This is a genomic window from Pedobacter panaciterrae (genome assembly GCF_013204795.1).
In the GTDB taxonomy this organism is placed as follows: Bacteria; Bacteroidota; Bacteroidia; order Sphingobacteriales; family Sphingobacteriaceae; genus Pedobacter; species Pedobacter panaciterrae.
Window position 1 is genome coordinate 850,362 of sequence record NZ_JABMKW010000017.1, and the last position, 15,995, is coordinate 866,356.

At 38.7% G+C, this 15,995-nt stretch carries 13 protein-coding genes; 2 read left to right on the forward strand and 11 right to left on the reverse strand.

Annotated features, from left to right (window positions below; genetic code table 11):
* Positions 1 to 2 precede the first annotated feature (2 nt).
* The 9 genes from HQN86_RS15130 to HQN86_RS15170 all read right to left on the reverse strand — a co-directional run bounded on the left by HQN86_RS15130 (position 3) and on the right by HQN86_RS15170 (position 10,855).
* A complete protein-coding gene (locus HQN86_RS15130; protein WP_172661732.1) occupies positions 3 to 1,109 on the reverse strand; it encodes a glutaminyl-peptide cyclotransferase in 1,107 nt (368 codons plus the stop codon).
* Complete coding sequence (locus tag HQN86_RS15135; RefSeq protein WP_172661734.1) at positions 1,090 to 1,452, reverse strand: YraN family protein; 363 nt, start codon at positions 1,450 to 1,452, stop codon at positions 1,090 to 1,092. Before HQN86_RS15135 ends, HQN86_RS15130 begins: the two co-directional genes overlap by 20 nt.
* Positions 1,452 to 3,425: a DNA primase gene (gene dnaG, locus HQN86_RS15140; RefSeq protein WP_172661735.1), complete on the reverse strand. Its 1,974-nt coding sequence runs from the start codon at positions 3,423 to 3,425 to the stop codon at positions 1,452 to 1,454. Before dnaG ends, HQN86_RS15135 begins: the two co-directional genes overlap by 1 nt.
* A 46-nt stretch (positions 3,426 to 3,471) precedes the next feature.
* The gene (locus HQN86_RS15145) at positions 3,472 to 4,137 is read right to left on the reverse strand and encodes an SGNH/GDSL hydrolase family protein (protein WP_172661737.1); all 666 of its coding nucleotides are present in this window, start codon (positions 4,135 to 4,137) and stop codon (positions 3,472 to 3,474) included.
* Positions 4,138 to 4,191: 54 nt separating this feature from the next.
* Entirely contained in the window at positions 4,192 to 5,136 is a 945-nt protein-coding gene (locus HQN86_RS15150) for a hypothetical protein (RefSeq protein WP_172661738.1), read from the reverse strand.
* 175 nt (positions 5,137 to 5,311) lie between these two features.
* The gene (locus HQN86_RS15155) at positions 5,312 to 6,499 is read right to left on the reverse strand and encodes a M20 metallopeptidase family protein (RefSeq protein WP_172661740.1); all 1,188 of its coding nucleotides are present in this window, start codon (positions 6,497 to 6,499) and stop codon (positions 5,312 to 5,314) included.
* Positions 6,483 to 6,935, reverse strand: coding sequence for an SPOR domain-containing protein (locus tag HQN86_RS15160; protein WP_172661741.1), 453 nt, complete (start codon positions 6,933 to 6,935; stop codon positions 6,483 to 6,485). Before HQN86_RS15160 ends, HQN86_RS15155 begins: the two co-directional genes overlap by 17 nt.
* Before the next feature lie 68 nt (positions 6,936 to 7,003).
* Positions 7,004 to 10,318: a preprotein translocase subunit SecA gene (gene secA, locus HQN86_RS15165; protein ID WP_172661742.1), complete on the reverse strand. Its 3,315-nt coding sequence runs from the start codon at positions 10,316 to 10,318 to the stop codon at positions 7,004 to 7,006.
* A 234-nt stretch (positions 10,319 to 10,552) separates the two neighbouring features.
* On the reverse strand, positions 10,553 to 10,855 hold the full coding sequence (locus HQN86_RS15170) for a hypothetical protein (RefSeq protein ID WP_172661744.1): 303 nt from the start codon (positions 10,853 to 10,855) through the stop codon (positions 10,553 to 10,555).
* 158 nt (positions 10,856 to 11,013) lie between these two features.
* Here HQN86_RS15170 and purD point away from each other — a divergent pair, with 158 nt between their 5' ends.
* Positions 11,014 to 12,285 (forward strand): phosphoribosylamine--glycine ligase, encoded by a 1,272-nt coding sequence (purD, locus tag HQN86_RS15175; protein ID WP_172661745.1) that lies wholly within the window; start codon positions 11,014 to 11,016, stop codon positions 12,283 to 12,285.
* 220 nt (positions 12,286 to 12,505) lie between these two features.
* Here the strand turns inward: purD and HQN86_RS15180 are convergent, their stop codons facing one another.
* Together HQN86_RS15180 and HQN86_RS15185 are read right to left on the reverse strand one after the other, a co-directional pair.
* Positions 12,506 to 13,657 (reverse strand): TlpA disulfide reductase family protein, encoded by a 1,152-nt coding sequence (locus HQN86_RS15180; protein WP_172661746.1) that lies wholly within the window; start codon positions 13,655 to 13,657, stop codon positions 12,506 to 12,508.
* Positions 13,658 to 13,769: 112 nt separating this feature from the next.
* Positions 13,770 to 14,951 carry a formimidoylglutamase gene (locus HQN86_RS15185; RefSeq protein ID WP_172661748.1) on the reverse strand — a complete coding sequence of 394 codons (1,182 nt, stop codon included), beginning with the start codon at positions 14,949 to 14,951 and terminating at the stop codon, positions 13,770 to 13,772.
* Between the two features lie 75 nt (positions 14,952 to 15,026).
* Between HQN86_RS15185 and HQN86_RS15190 the strand changes: the two genes are divergently transcribed.
* Positions 15,027 to 15,995, forward strand: a complete 969-nt coding sequence (locus HQN86_RS15190; RefSeq protein WP_172661749.1) for an NAD-dependent epimerase/dehydratase family protein — start codon at positions 15,027 to 15,029, stop codon at positions 15,993 to 15,995.

Consider the following 15,995-nt stretch of genomic DNA (forward strand, 5'->3'; position numbering starts at 1 on the left):
CGTTAGTTCTTTTTTACAGGAACTAACGCTATTTCAAATAACTTCGGCCATTTCTTTCCTGTAACAAATAGACGCTTATCTTGTTTATCCCAGGCTATACCGTTTAAAACATCATTTAAAATACTATCTTCTGTTTTAAAGTATCCCTTTGGCAACAATCCGCTCAAGTCTATTTTCTTCTCAACAATCCCTGTATTAGGGTCGATTACTACTAAATAATTGTATTGATAAATATTTGCGTAGATTTTTCCGTCTATATATTCAAGCTCATTAATAGAATCAACTGCCCCAAGGTTATCATAAACATCAATTACACGTTCATCTTTATAGGTATCCTTATTCATGAAATAAAGTCGGTTTGTACCGTCAGACATGATCAACTGCTTACCATCATAACATAAACCCCAACCCTCTCTGCTGGTTTGATAAGGAAATGTTCCAATTTGTTTAAAGGTCTTGGCATCATATACAAACCCGGAATTCGCTTTGTAGGTTAACATTACAATCTTATCGTCTACAAGTGTAGATCCTTCTCCAAAATATTGCTTGTCAAGATCTATCTTTTGCACAGCCTTGCCAGTTGCTAAATCTACCCATCTTAATGTCGAGAAACCGTTCTCACCAGTACTTTCCAGTAATCTCCCATTATGGTATTCCAGTCCCTGAGTATATGATGAAGTATCGTGCGGATAAGTCTTAACAATTTTATAAGTTAGCAGCTCAGGGTTTAATCCCGACCTTAACACAATATTAATTGTCGAAGTATCTTTTTTACTCCCGTCATCAGTTATTGCTGTAATTATCTTATATCCTACGGCCAGTCCTTTTGTTTTTATACTTATGGCCTCTGTGCCGTTCTTTGTTTCAACAGTTTTACCATCTACCTGGTAAGTAACTGATTTAATCTGGTTGTCTTTTGGAACATCGAGTTCCACTTTTACCTCATCACCCAAACCAAACATTTGCCCTTGTTCGGGTGCTTTAAACCCAACTACAGAAACAGAAGGTTCATTCTTACAAGAAAAGATAAATGAAACGCTAAATAGTAGAGAAAGGATTGGTATTACCTTAAAGAAATTGGTGTTATTTTTAACTTGGCCAGAATGCATCTTCAATATGATTAATTTTATAAAGGTGTTTATTTTCAAAAACAATTGCAATAATATCGAAACGAATTTCACCTTGGTTGTTATTCATTTCAATGTAGGCAGATGAAGCATACTCAAGTTGTCTTTCCTTCTTAATGCTTACAAAATCTTCAGGCTCACCATAATCTGTCGAACTTCTTGTTTTTACTTCAACAAAAATTATTGTCCCTTCCTCATTAGCTATAACGTCAACCTCCGCTCTACCGTACATCCAGTTCATTTTTAGTATCCGATAACCCAGATTTTCTAAATACTCTTTAGCAATATCTTCTCCTCGTTTACCTAAATCGTTGTGACTGGCCATTACTTTAATATAACAGTTCCAAGGTACTTAGAAATATCCCGCTCTACACCCTTTATCATCATGTGGCGCTGCATCAAAATCTCCTGGTTTACCGGGTCGGTTTCACTTGCAAGTTCTTTTGTAATATCGGTAAGCATCTTGCCAATTTTGTTCTTTTTAAGATGATAGAGCCCACCAAAAATTGTTGCTTTTAAGTTTATGCTCTCATCTCTAACATAAATATTATGTCTGTTTTCCCAATTCTCGCTTAGTGAATAGGGTGAGGTTGATAATGTGATGGCAAGATCAACAATCCGCCTGTCTCCACTTTTAATAAACTGACTGGCAACCGGCAAATGACCGTTCTCTATTTCTTCTCTGTATGTGTCAATAATGAGTTTACATATCTCATCCTCAAAAGTAACATCAGCTAAGTTCTGTATAATAAAAGAACCAATATACATATTGTCAATCTTATCCCAGGTAACCAGCTCATGACCAAATGCCAGTAGTAGCCGAATGATCTCGCGTTCCTGTATTAGATTTGTATCCGCTGTTTCTACCTGCTCTGCAGGTCCGGCCGACTCTCCAGGGTTCTCAAACAGATTATCAGGCGGCCCATCTTGCTGATATGGGTTTTGTTGGTATTGCGACTGCTGAGGTTGGTTGCCCCCACTTGTTTTTTTAAATTTGGCGGCCCTGATTTTATTCAGTTCAGAAAGCAATATCCTTTCTTCAACCTGCAACAAACCACTGCATTCTCTAATAAAAACAGAAGCTTTAATGTCGTCAGGTATTTTAGCGATACTTTCTACAATATCCCTAATAATACCTGCCCTTTTTATAGGATCAGTCCCAGCCTCTTTTAACAGGATGCTGGCTTTATACAGAATAAAATCCTTACGGTTATTTTCTATGTACTTTTTAAACTCTCCCGAACCAACATGATGCATGTAAGAATCAGGATCATGCCCATCCGGAAAAAGCACAACCTTAACGTTCAATCCTTCTTCAAGGATCATATCTAAACCTCTCAGAGAGGCTTTAATACCCGCAGCATCACCATCATAAAGAATGGTAACATTTTCCGAGAACCTACCAATCAGCCTTATTTGTTCGGTAGTTAATGATGTTCCCGACGAGGCCACCACGTTTTCTATGCCGGCTTGGTGAACAGCTAAAACATCTGCATAACCTTCAACCAGATAACAGTTATCTGCATCTCTAATTGCCTTCTTTGCATGAAACAAACCATAAAGCACGTTAGATTTATGGTAAATATCGCTTTCCGGTGAGTTTACATATTTAGGAACATTTTTATCTGTTTTTAATGTCCTGCCTCCAAAACCAATTATCCTTCCGGTAAAATTATGAATTGGGAACAGCACCCGACCTCTGAAACGGTCATACAGCCTGCCTTTATCATTCCTGATTGCAAGGCCCGTTTTCTCCAGATATTCTTCTTTATGACCTGCTCCAACAGCACTCTGGATCAAAGCATCCCAGGCATCGGGCGAATAACCCAATTGGAATTTCTTTAAAATATCCTCTCTAAAACCACGCTCCTTAAAATAACTTAAGCCAATTGCCCGGCCATCCTCACCTGTCCACAGCTCATTGGCAAAGTAATTTGCAGCGTACTCAGAAACGATGTACAAGCTCTCGCGGGCATTCTGTGCTTCTATATTTTGAGGCGACTGAACAGTCTCCTCTACTTCGATATTATATTTATTGGCCAGAAATTTAAGTGCCTCCGGGTAGGAGTACTTTTCGTGGTCCATAATAAAGTGAACAGAATCGCCCCCTTTACCACACCCAAAACACTTATAAATCCCCTTGGCCACCGACACGTGAAACGAAGGGGTTTTCTCATTGTGAAATGGACAATTTCCAATTAAACTTGAGCCACGCTTCTTTAGAGTCACAAAATCACCAACCACCTCCTCAATACGAGCGGTTTCCGTGATTTTGTTTATGGTATCCTGATCAATCATTCCCTATTATTTATCCTCTCTTCCAAATGCAGCAAAATGCTGAAATCTATTTTACCAATGGCAATAACTTTTCTGCTAAAGTCTGATTGCCCTTTTCATTCAAGTGCACGCCATCAGAAGTTAAAATTCCTTTGTCTTTATCTTCGGTATTATGCTCAGCGTTATAAGTCTTAAATATTGCTCTCAAATCACAAAGTGGGAGGTTATTCTTAGCAGCGAGTTCTCTTATAGCACCAGAATACTTATCCAAATCTCCATCCATCTCATTTACGCCATTCTTTTTCTCACCAATTACTGCCGGGGTACAAAGAACAACCTTGGCACCATTTGCCTGAATCTTATTTATCAATGCCTGATAGAACTTAATAAACTTATCGTAATCTGTTCCTGTTCTGCTCGACTGCTTGTGCCATACATCATTAACCCCTATGTAAATTACTACCAGATTTGGTTTTTTGTTCAGCACGTCTTCTTCCATTCGAAGATAAAGGTCATATACCTTATTACCACCAATGCCTGCACCTATAACCTCGTATTTTGCAGGGTCAAGCGCCTTTTTTATTAGGTCAACGTACCCACCCGGCTCAACGCCGGCCTGAGTAATAGAATCTCCAAAGAAGATGATCTTTTTGGGTTTATTATTCATAGCAGAGAAAAGTAATACCATAAGAAATGCAGAAAGTAACGTCAGTGATTTGAAGTAAGTTTTCATTGTTATAATCTTTTAAAAATAAAAGCTTAAAGAGCTTCTTACGAAGTTAAAAAATTACTTTCCTTTTCCAAGGTGATAATCCTTATGTACAATTAAAAAGCTGGCGCGTTCTTCCTTTTTTAAAGGATAGTCCCAATTCCCCTGATAAGAGATTTTGGTGGGCAGTTTCTCGTCGCCGAAATAACTGGTTTCGATATTCATCTGCACATTAAAATCAAACAGCATATTGCTGTATTTCATATCTACATAACGGCCCAGTATTTCGAAAGTGCGCTTATCAAAAATAGTAGTAAGCTCCTTTATCATTAGGCCTTCTTTGGTTCCGTTGCTTAAATCCTTCTTCACCGTCACCTTAAAACGGTATACCGGAATTGAATCCAGATATGTCCCGCTGTAATAGCTGTAATCGTAATACTGTCGCATATTAACAGTAAAAATTTCTGTTTTACTACCAATAAAAGGCAAGCCTTTAATTGGTTTTCCCGGAGCAAAGATCAATGTTTTTAATTTATCCTTATACCCTGCATTTGCACCATCTGCCTTTCCTCCCTTTGAATCTTCTTCCGAAAATTCAGTTTTGTAAGCATTCATAAAGATGTAGTCAAACATTTCAATCGTATACAATTGGTATTTGCCATTCTTTCTGTACACCTTTCCGGTATCCTGTTTTGCAAGGTATACCATCTTTTCGGGGCCTTCATTAGTATGTTTGATCTTGCGATAGATCCGCCCGTCTACCTTATTTTTCTTATTATAAGTATAGATGTTGTTCTCTGCAATGAAATTATACTTCTTCATATTTCTGAAAGCCTTATAAAAGCTTTCATCAGTAATAATGGCGTTAATAAAAGTCTCTACACCAAATTTCTGAGCAGAGATATTTACGGCCGAATCAAGCTGTATGGTTTTAATAGTATCTGGATTAAAACGATCTATTTCCTGAGCAGATCCTTTTAAAGTAATTCCAACTAGTACAGCTAACCAAAGTATTTTCTTCATCTATTCTAATTATGTAGTCGATCGTCAAGCGTTCGTAATCCTGGTTTGGTAAGCGCTCGTCATTCTGAATTTATTTCAGAATCCCGTTTGAGCAGGTTTTGAGTAGTATGTCCGAGATCCTGAAATAAATTCAGGATGACGAGTGCACTAGGATAACGCATATAACATGATACTATTAATTACCCAGCTGCTTAAGCGCAACATAAGCCATCAATCCTGTAGATGTCTTTAGTGCATCTTCATCAATATCAAAATTAGGCGTATGAACAGAATAGGTAGTTCCTTTTTCTTTATTTCCTGTTCCTAATCTGTAAAAGCAAGCGTCTGTAACTTGCGAGTAATACGCAAAATCCTCTGCAGCCATCCATATATCCAGGTCAACCACATTCTCTTTACCTAAATAATCTTCAGCAAAAGCACGCGCATTAGCTGTTAACTTCTCTTCATTTATTAAATAAGGATAGCCGTCCATAATTCTAAAATCACAGCTTCCACCCATACTTTCGGCAATTCCTTCAGCCATTTTTTTCATTAAGCGCTTTGCTTCTTTGCGCCATTCTTCGTTTAATGTTCTAAAAGTACCTTCAATTTTCACCTCATTAGGGATAATATTCGTTGCCCCGTTGGCTTGTACTTTTCCAAAAGAAAGGACAGAAGGTAATCTTGGATCTGCATTTCTGCTCACAATCTGCTGCAATGCAATAATAATATGAGAAGTGATCAATACAGGATCTATATTTTGATGTGGCTGTGCACCATGCCCGCCCTTTCCATGGACCGTTACATACAATTCATCGGTAGATGCCATATAAATACCTGAACGGAAGCCTACTTTACCGGTATCAATTAGAGGCATCACATGCTGCCCAACTATCGATTGCGGCTTAGGGTTTTCAAGCACCCCCTCCTTAATCATAATACTTGCACCACCGGGCAAAACCTCCTCGGCAGGTTGAAATATCAACTTAATAGTACCTCCAAATTCAGCCTTTAAGCTATTCAGGATATAAGCACTACCTAATAAAGAAGAACTATGTACATCGTGTCCGCAAGCATGCATTACGCCGGGATTTTTAGAAGTATAAGGTTTCTCATTAGCTTCCAATATAGGCAAGGCGTCCATATCAGCACGCAATGCAATGATGTTATCAGATGGAAGATCTCCCTTAATAATTCCTACAACTCCTGTATTGGCCATATCAGAAAAAGGAATACCCCAATCTGTTAAATGCTTTTTAATATATGCTGAAGTTTCAAATTCCTTAAAGGAAAGTTCCGGGTTGGAATGAAGGTGCTGACGGTAGCCAACAACCTGTTCAAAAATATCATTTGAAAGTGCCTGTATCTTATCTTTCTGGATCATCGTTGTATTCTAAATTAGGTGCATTAATCTTTTCCCTGAATATAAATAGCGTAGGAAAATTACTTCTTAGTTCGTTCATAAATCGCTGAGCTTCCAGGCGCGTCCGGAAATCTCCTACCCTTAAATAGTAGTTAGGCTCTTTATAAGTGATGTAAGTATTAACTGCTGGGTAAAGTGAATTAAATCTTGATTGCTCATTAAAAACCTGTCTTCTGTCTGATCCATAAAATGCCTGAACCCTATATCCCATCTGCGATACCACTGGCCCCGGCTTATAGGGTACAGTCCCCGTCCCTGGCTGCTTTGTATTTAACGCAATGCGTTTTGCTATTAAGCTATCTATCATTGGGTCCTTAATTATAGTTACCTGACCCCTGGTTTGAGCAAACAGACCAAAATAGGAACAACAGAATAACGCAGCAAATAGTAGTTTCATGAACAAGGCTTTAAAAAAAGAATGCCGATTTTTTTACAAAAATCGGCATTCTTTATCTTTATTACAAATTACAATCCTGCACCGTGACAGTTTTTGTATTTCTTACCACTTCCACAAGGGCATGGTTCGTTTCTTCCTATTACCGTATCCTTACGGATAGGCTGCTGAGGCACGTGTTCACGTGTATCCTCCATCTGAGCAACATCAGCTGAACTTGTAGCCTGATTAAATTCAGGTTTAGACATTTTCAATCTGGTTGGTGCTGGTCTTGGAGCCTGAGCTTCCCTTACATCATTAGGATCTGTCTGTACCGGAATTCCACCTTTATACAAGAAACTAACCACCTCTTTATTTACCGCATTTAACATGTTTTTAAACAAGTTAAATGCTTCCATTTTATAGATGATCAATGGATCTTTTTGTTCGTATACCGCATTCTGTACAGATTGCTTTAACTCGTCCATTTCACGTAAGTGCTCTTTCCACGACTCATCAATAAGCGCAAGTACAATTGTTTTCTCAAAAGATCTGGTAACCTCACGACCACCGTTATCAATTGCCTTTTTCAAACCTACAGGAACCTGTACACTACGTACACCATCAGTAAAAGGAACAACGATTTGCTCTATCTGCTCACCACGCTCCTGATATACCTGAGTTAATACCGGCATAGCCTGAGCAATAATTGCATCAGATTTTCTTGCATAGAAAGTAGTTACTTCCTCAAATAATTTATCTGTTAAATGATGAACGCCTTTTGAGCTGAACTCAGCTTCATCAATAGCTGTATCTGCAGAGAAGTTTTTAATTACCTCAAGCTTAAAGCCTTCGTAATTTCCTTCTTCTTTGTATTCAGTTACAATATCTTCCGCAACATCAAATACCATATTGCTCATGTCAACATCTAAACGCTCGCCGAACAAAGCATTTTTACGTTTAGCATAAATAACCGAACGCTGAGAGTTCATAACATCATCATATTCAAGCAAACGCTTACGAATACCGAAGTTATTTTCTTCTACTTTTTTCTGTGCACGCTCAATAGATTTGGTGATCATTGAATGCTGAATTACCTCACCATCCTCAATACCCATTCTTACCATGATGTTAGAGATTCTTTCAGAACCAAATAACCTCATTAAGTTATCTTCTAATGACACGAAGAACTGAGATGAACCCGGATCTCCCTGACGGCCTGCACGACCACGTAACTGTCTGTCTACACGACGAGACTCATGACGCTCCGTCCCAACAATTGCCAAACCACCAGCATCCTTAACGCCTGGGCCTAATTTAATATCCGTACCACGACCAGCCATGTTGGTTGCAATGGTTACCTGACCAGGTTGTCCTGCTTCAGCAACAATATCAGCTTCTCTCTGGTGCATCTTCGCATTCAGGACATTATGTTTAATACCTCTCAGTTTCAACATACGGCTAAGTAATTCCGAAATCTCAACCGAAGTTGTACCCACCAATACCGGGCGGCCTGCTTCAGTTAATTTTACGATCTCTTCTGCTACTGCATTATATTTTTCACGAACAGTACGGTAAACATAATCCTGATGATCTTTTCTTGAAATAACTCTGTTTGTAGGTATCTCTACTACATCCAGTTTATAGATAGACCAAAACTCGCCAGCCTCTGTAGTAGCTGTACCCGTCATACCGCAAAGCTTGTGGTACATACGGAAAAAGTTTTGCAAGGTAACGGTAGCATAGGTTTGCGAAGCATCTTCAACTTTTACATTTTCCTTTGCTTCGATTGCCTGGTGTAAACCATCTGAATAACGACGGCCATCCATAATACGACCAGTCTGCTCATCTACAATTTTAATTTTACCTTCATCAATGATGTATTCAACATCGATCTCAAATAAAGTATATGCTTTCAACAACTGGTTTACAGAGTGGATACGCTCTGCCTTAATAGAGTAGTCGCGCATTAAAGCATCTTTCTGAGCTATTTTTTCTTCACTGGTTAATGATGATTTTTCGATATCAGCAATCTCAGTACCTACATCAGGTAACACAAAGAAATTGTGGTCTTCACCAGATTTCGTGATCAGCTCGATACCTTTCTCAGTTAGTTCAACCTGGTTGTTTTTCTCATCAATATAGAAGAACAATTCCGAATCTACTTTAGGCATATTCTTAGACTGATCTGCCATATAATGGTTTTCAGTTTTCAATAAGGTTTGTTTTACACTACCCTCACTTAAGAACTTGATCAATGCTTTATTTTTAGGCAAACCACGGTGCGCGCGTAAAAGTGCTAAACCACCTTCGCCCTCTTCTGTACCGGTTTTACCATCATTAATTAATTTTTTTGCTTCGTTTAAAGCTTTGGTAACATATTCTTTCTGAGCAGTAACCAAACGCTCAATACGTGGTTTTAGCTCATGAAATTCATGCTGATCACCAAAAGGAACAGGTCCTGATATAATTAATGGCGTACGGGCATCATCAATTAAAACTGAATCGACCTCATCCACCATTGCAAAATGTAGCTTGCGTTGTACCAGCTGATCAGGAGTTTGCGACATATTGTCACGCAAATAATCGAAACCAAATTCATTGTTGGTACCATAAGTGATATCAGCAAGGTATGCGTCTCTGCGTTCCTGAGAGTTTGGTTCATGTTTATCGATACAATCAACCTTTAAACCATGGAACTCAAATAAAGGACCATTCCACTCCGAGTCACGTCGTGCAAGGTAATCATTCACCGTTACGATGTGTACACCTTGTCCGGCAAGTGCGTTCAGGTAAGCAGGCAGCGTACTTACTAAGGTTTTACCTTCACCAGTGGCCATCTCTGCAATTTTACCATTATGCAATACCATACCACCAATCAACTGAACATCGTAATGTACCATGTTCCAAACTACCTCGGTACCTGCAGCATCCCATTTATTGGCCCAAAGTGCTTTATCACCTTGTATGGTTACATTCTTTTTACGGGCAGCATAGTCGCGGTCAAACTGAGTAGCCGTAACTTCCAGTTGCTCATTTTCAGAGAAACGTCTCGAAGTTTCTTTTACCACTGCAAATGCAGCAGGCAAAATCTCAGACAATGCTACTTCTAATTCCTTATCACGATCTTTGATTAAAGCATCAATCTGATCGTATATAGCTGTTTTTTCAGGCAATGACAATTCCTGGCTTTCAGCATCGGTTTTTAACCCGCTTATTTTTCCATCTATTTCTGCTAACGCTTTAGCGATAACATCTTTAAAATAAACTGTTTTATTACGCAGTTCATCATTGCTTAGTGCTGATAATTTTGCGTACTCTTCGTTTATTTTGACTACTATAGGCTGTAATGCCTTAATATCTCTTTCTGATTTGCTTCCAAAAACTTTGGCTAAAAATCCTAACATGTATACTTGTGTTTGTTTATTACTATTATTAAAACTGATAAAATTACAACAACCAAGCCATTACCGGGCTGTAAGCCAGAATGTCAGTTGTCAGTGCGCTCAATGTTTTCGCTTCGCGTCATCCTAAGTTTATTTTCAGAATTCCGGTTTAGCAGGAATTGAGGCATGTGCGAGATCCTGAAATAAATTTGCTTCACAGCTTCTGTGAGGTCAGGATAACGATGAATGCTAAAACTAGGGACTGTTATTCTTGGGCTGTTCCCTTATGGTAAGGTTTAAGATGTTTTGATTATGAGCCCTATATTTAATGATATGTGCTTCAGGAAGTACTCCTATAGTAGTTAAAGCACTATAAGATAAGAAAAAAGGATACCTCGAATCGTCAGGCTGACTTGAGCGAACAGTTGCCTGTTCTGTGTTCACCTGCTGCTTATTGCAGTACTTTTCGGTTATAAGTCTTAGCCCCTCAACCCGCTCGGCTTTGGCCAAGTGGGTAAGACTAAAAAATACAAGTGATAAAGTAACAATGTGTCTCATGTTGGCGGCAAATCTAATTTTAATCTTTTACAAACCGAAATCTATTGACAAACAACCTTTTCTAAGCATATTTTATGCCTAATTTAAACTTAGCCTGTGATAATTTAGCTAAAGCGGTATATTTGCCCACACAGACCCAACAATTAAATCATATATAGATGAATATCTTACTATTAGGATCAGGAGGAAGAGAAAGTGCCTTTGCCTGGAAAATGAGCCAGTCTCCTCTTTGCTCTCAATTATTTATTGCACCTGGTAATGGTGGTACAGGAGTTTATGGAAAAAACATAAATCTTAACATCAATAATTTTGAAGCCGTAAAAGCATTAGTTCTTAAAGAAAACATAGAACTGGTAGTAGTTGGCCCCGAAGAACCTCTTGTAAATGGTATTCATGATTTTTTTGCTGAGGATGAAAGTTTATCAAAAATCCCGGTTATCGGGCCAAAAAAAGAAGGCGCAATTTTAGAAGGCAGTAAAGATTTTTCTAAACAATTTATGGCACGCCATGGTATTCCTACAGCAAGTTCGCGTTCTTTTACCGGCAAAACTTTAGAAGAAGGTTTAACTTACCTGCAATCTCATCCCCTTCCGGTGGTATTAAAAGCCGATGGATTGGCAGCAGGAAAAGGCGTTTTAATTATAGATAATACCGAAGAAGCACAGGAAGAATTAAAATTAATGCTTAGCGGCAAGTTTGGCGAAGCCGGAACTACAGTAGTAATTGAAGAGTTTTTAAGTGGCATAGAGCTTTCGGTATTTGTACTTACAGATGGCGAAAACTATGTGATACTTCCTGAAGCAAAAGATTACAAACGTATCGGGCAAGCAGATACTGGCCTAAATACTGGTGGTATGGGCTCGGTATCTCCGGTTCCTTTTGCCAGCAAAGCATTTTTAGACGAAGTTGAACGTGATATTATCATTCCAACCATTAGCGGTTTAAAGAAAGATAAAATCAACTATACAGGCTTCATCTTCTTCGGTTTAATTAAAGTAAATGAAAAACCTTTTGTAATTGAATACAACTGCCGCATGGGCGATCCGGAAACGGAAAGTGTAGTTCCAAGAATCGAGAATGATCTGGTAGAACTTTTTCTTGCAACAGCCAAACAGAAATTAAAAGGATATAAATTAAATATCAGCCCTAAAAATGCTGCAACCGTAATGATTGTTGCGGGCGGATATCCTGGCGAATATGAAAAGGGTAAAGCCATTACCGGTATTGACAATGTACGCCAATCTTTGGTATTTCATGCCGGAACAGCACTTGAAGGTGGTGTTGTAAAAACAAACGGCGGTCGTGTTATTGCAGTTAGCAGTTTACAAGATAGCCAGTTTGATGCATTACAATCGGCAACAGCCGATGCTGCCCGCATCTATTTTGACGGCAAGTATTTTAGAGAAGATATTGGTTTTGACTTAGTATAAGGGAGCAGGAATCTTCCTTATACGGTAAAAAAACAGGGTGTGTCATAAATCATGACACACCCTGTTTTTTTATCTTATCGTCGAGATGACATGCATTCGTTAATCAACAACTACACGTTCTTTAACCAATTCACTATTGTATTTGCAATGCGTAATGATTGTATAACCCCCCAATTTCCACAGGAATTCCCCCCAAAATTGGCAACCAATTAAGCAGGTCTTATTTAGTTTTTGGAGCGCCTAATACTTCCGCAAGTTTGCTTTGTAATTCTTCTCCTCTTACATTCTTTGCAATGATTTTTCCGGTTGGGTCAATCAGATAATTTGCAGGAATACCACGGATACCATACATCTTGGCAACGGCATTATCCCAAAACTTCAAGTCTGATACGTGAGTCCATGTTAAGCCATCATCTTTAATAGCTTGTAACCAGGCTTCTTTTTGACCAGGTTTATCCAAAGAAACACCTAGAACCGTAAAGTTTTTGTCTTTATAAGTATTGTATGCCTTAACTACATTCGGATTCTCGCCTCTGCAAGGTCCGCACCATGAAGCCCAAAAATCAAGCAACACATACTTCCCTTTAAAATCAGATAATTTAACAGGCTTATCGTTTACATCATTTTGAGTAAAATCCATTGCCAACGAACCAACATTATTTTTCTTTAATGATGATAACATCTCGGCTATGCTTTTACCAAGATCAGTAGCTTTAACCTCAGCAGAGAATTTATTAAAATCAGGCTCCACAACGGTTGGGTTAGCATCAGGCCCTATTGTACCTGCAAATGCTACCAGAGCAACATAAGAATCGCGATTAGCTAAATAAAACTGTTTATTAATATCTATAAACTCTTTTTGAAGTGCTTCGCTACGTGCCTGCACAGTTTTTATATAGTTTTCATCCTTACGCTCGTCATCAGTTTTACGCTTATACTCCGCTTCTAACGCAGCGTTTTTATCCATAACAGATTTTGTTATGGCTTTATACTTAGCATCATCATCATTTACAGCAGAACCTTTTACTACGGCATGTTTAACAGAATCGGTAGCCGAATTAACTGCAACCGTTTTTGGCTCCAGGTAAAATCTAAATAAATCAACAGCTGCCGGATCTGCTGGGGCAGGAGCTTTATCATCATGAACAACTCTAATTGCCGCCTGTGATATTCCGGTTAAGGGGCCGGTAAACGAAAATTTACCTCCCGCAATAACGGCTGAATCCACAACCTGGGTACTTCCTGTTTTATAATATAAAAATGCTTTGGCCGGGGCGTTTAAGTTCCCAACTTTGGCCTGCAATGTGAATTTTCCTTGTGCCATAGCTGCAACAGGCAATAAACAAACTGCAGTAATTAATAATTTCCTCATATTGTGTTCTTTAATTTTAACAAGCATTGGTACAATTTATTATATATATAATAGTATGCCTGCACTCAAATATAAATTCAAGCCCCTACATAACGCAATAAAAAATGTAAAATTATAATAGTTTCTGGAATGTGCGCCACCAGAGATCAGGCATTTCGCCATTTACAGCAGTCGTATAATCATCGTAACGACATGGTACTAAGTGAAATCGTTCATTCTTTGAGATTCCTGTAGGGTAAGGGACCTGCATCCACCACCTATCTGATTTTTTACTTTTAACAAACAACATCTCTCCTGTTCCGTCATTTAAACTGGCTCTGTAGATCAGGTATTGAGATTTTGGTGTAAGCGGAAAATCCTTTTTACGGTTGTAATAGCCATCAACAAAATACCAAACCATTTGAGCCAGCAGCATGGCTGTTTGCCCGTTGGTATCGAAGGCAGGATTAAATTCATAGAAACCGATAGAGCTAAGCTTATCACTCATCCCTGCGTATCTGGCAATGCGGCAAGCCTGCTCGCCATAAAAGCCATTTGGCCCTGCATTTGCATTTGCCGCAGCATCAGATGAGCGAATTGCGCCAATATCGAAACTGAGCATATTGGCATTACGAACAATCGGTTCGGTTAAACTGATATCATCTGCAAATTCACCTAAGCGGTGCACATCAAAATACAGCTTGCTCATTACCTTTAAGCTTTCCTGATTCACATAATAGGTTTGGTAACCAATATTACTAAAGTTGAAAAGGTAGTTTGGCTGGTGAAGTAGTATTTTATTTAAGTAGGTATCTGATTTGGCAGCAAGTCCTTCCTGATCTTCTTCATCAAGGTCAAATTTACTATCTACAACCACCAGATCTACCTTTTGCTCCAGGCTTTCGTAAGCCAGGTATTGCGCGTAAGTAAGGTCTTGCCCGCCGCCAATAATTATAGGTACAATGTTCAGCTTAATCAATTCAGACACTACCATTTTTAATGCTACGTAGGTGTCAGAAATTGAGGCACCAGCTTTTATATTTCCCAGATCTATAATTTTACTGGTATAAGCGCCTTCATTTAAACTATAAAACTGGGCACGAAAATAGTCGGGGGCAAGGCCGCAGCCTTCATTATTTACAGAAGCACGGTCATCTTGTACTCCAAAAATGGCAATATCGTATTCATTTTCTTCAAGGTCAGGAAATTTATCTGTATAAAAAGTAGCCTTCAAACCTAGCTGACTGGTATAAAATCCCGCTTTTGGTGAGAATTTGTCTGTACTTAAGGGTGAAAAAAAATCGGATAAAGACATATAGTACTATAAATGTATGCCATCAAATATCTATTTTTGAGAGCATATTTTAATGAACATCCTAAAAAAAATGAAATGATATTAGTTACCGGCGCCACTGGATTTTTAGGAGCAGAATTAATAAATCAATTAACTGAGTCGGGTGTAAAGGTAAAAGCATTAAAACGCGAGCACTCTGTTATACCGCAATCAATAAGCAACAACGCTGATATTGAGTGGTTTGTTGCGGACATAAATGACATTTCTTCACTTGAGGATGCCTTTGATGGTATCGATCAGGTTTACCACTGCGCAGCCATGGTATCTTTTAATCCTAAGGATAAAGCCCAATTGCTAAGGGTTAATATTGAAGGCACCAGCAATATTGTTAACCTTTGTGCAGAAAATAACGTTAGGTTGGTGCATGTTAGTTCCGTTGCCGCGTTAGGAAATGCAAAAAAGGGCGAACTAATTACCGAAAAAGATTTCTGGGAATACGATTCAAAAGCACATTCATATGCCATTTCTAAATACGAAGGTGAAATGGAGGTTTGGCGCGGAATAGCAGAAGGGCTAGATGCGGTAATTGTAAATCCCTCGGTAATTATTGGAGCAGGAGCAGGTTTTGAAGGCAGCGGTGCAATATTTAAGCTGGTTAAAGATGGTCTTTCTTATTATACCAGAGGTGCAACAGGAATTGTGGATGTTTATGATGTTGCAAAAAGCATGATTGCTTTAATGAACAGTAAAGAAAGCGGAGAACGTTACACCATATCTTCTGAAAACTATCATTACCAGCGGTTTTTTGGAGAAATTGCACAGGGTTTTAAGGTAAAAGCCCCTGCCAAAGAAGCAAAGCCATGGATGCTGGGCATTGCATGGAGAGCCGCAAAACTGGCATCCCTATTTACAGGAAAACCCGCAGCATTAACAAGCGACGCAGCAAGAAGCAGCTTAAACGAAAGCTTATACAGTAACGAAAAAATAAAGCATACAATAGGAATACAATTTAAACCACTTAAGCAAAGCATCGAAGAAGTTTGCGAAGGGTTAAAGAACAACTAA

Bases quoted from the DNA above. Each gene is read 5' to 3' on its own strand.
- HQN86_RS15130 (WP_172661732.1), bottom strand. From the start codon at position 1,109: ATGCATTCTGGCCAAGTTAAAAATAACACCAATTTCTTTAAGGTAATA.
- HQN86_RS15135 (WP_172661734.1), bottom strand. From the start codon at position 1,452: ATGGCCAGTCACAACGATTTAGGTAAACGAGGAGAAGATATTGCTAAA.
- dnaG (WP_172661735.1), bottom strand. From the start codon at position 3,425: ATGATTGATCAGGATACCATAAACAAAATCACGGAAACCGCTCGTATT.
- HQN86_RS15145 (WP_172661737.1), bottom strand. From the start codon at position 4,137: ATGAAAACTTACTTCAAATCACTGACGTTACTTTCTGCATTTCTTATG.
- HQN86_RS15150 (WP_172661738.1), bottom strand. From the start codon at position 5,136: ATGAAGAAAATACTTTGGTTAGCTGTACTAGTTGGAATTACTTTAAAA.
- HQN86_RS15155 (WP_172661740.1), bottom strand. From the start codon at position 6,499: ATGATCCAGAAAGATAAGATACAGGCACTTTCAAATGATATTTTTGAA.
- HQN86_RS15160 (WP_172661741.1), bottom strand. From the start codon at position 6,935: ATGAAACTACTATTTGCTGCGTTATTCTGTTGTTCCTATTTTGGTCTG.
- secA (WP_172661742.1), bottom strand. From the start codon at position 10,318: ATGTTAGGATTTTTAGCCAAAGTTTTTGGAAGCAAATCAGAAAGAGAT.
- HQN86_RS15170 (WP_172661744.1), bottom strand. From the start codon at position 10,855: ATGAGACACATTGTTACTTTATCACTTGTATTTTTTAGTCTTACCCAC.
- purD (WP_172661745.1), top strand. From the start codon at position 11,014: ATGAATATCTTACTATTAGGATCAGGAGGAAGAGAAAGTGCCTTTGCC.
- HQN86_RS15180 (WP_172661746.1), bottom strand. From the start codon at position 13,657: ATGAGGAAATTATTAATTACTGCAGTTTGTTTATTGCCTGTTGCAGCT.
- HQN86_RS15185 (WP_172661748.1), bottom strand. From the start codon at position 14,951: ATGTCTTTATCCGATTTTTTTTCACCCTTAAGTACAGACAAATTCTCA.
- HQN86_RS15190 (WP_172661749.1), top strand. From the start codon at position 15,027: ATGATATTAGTTACCGGCGCCACTGGATTTTTAGGAGCAGAATTAATA.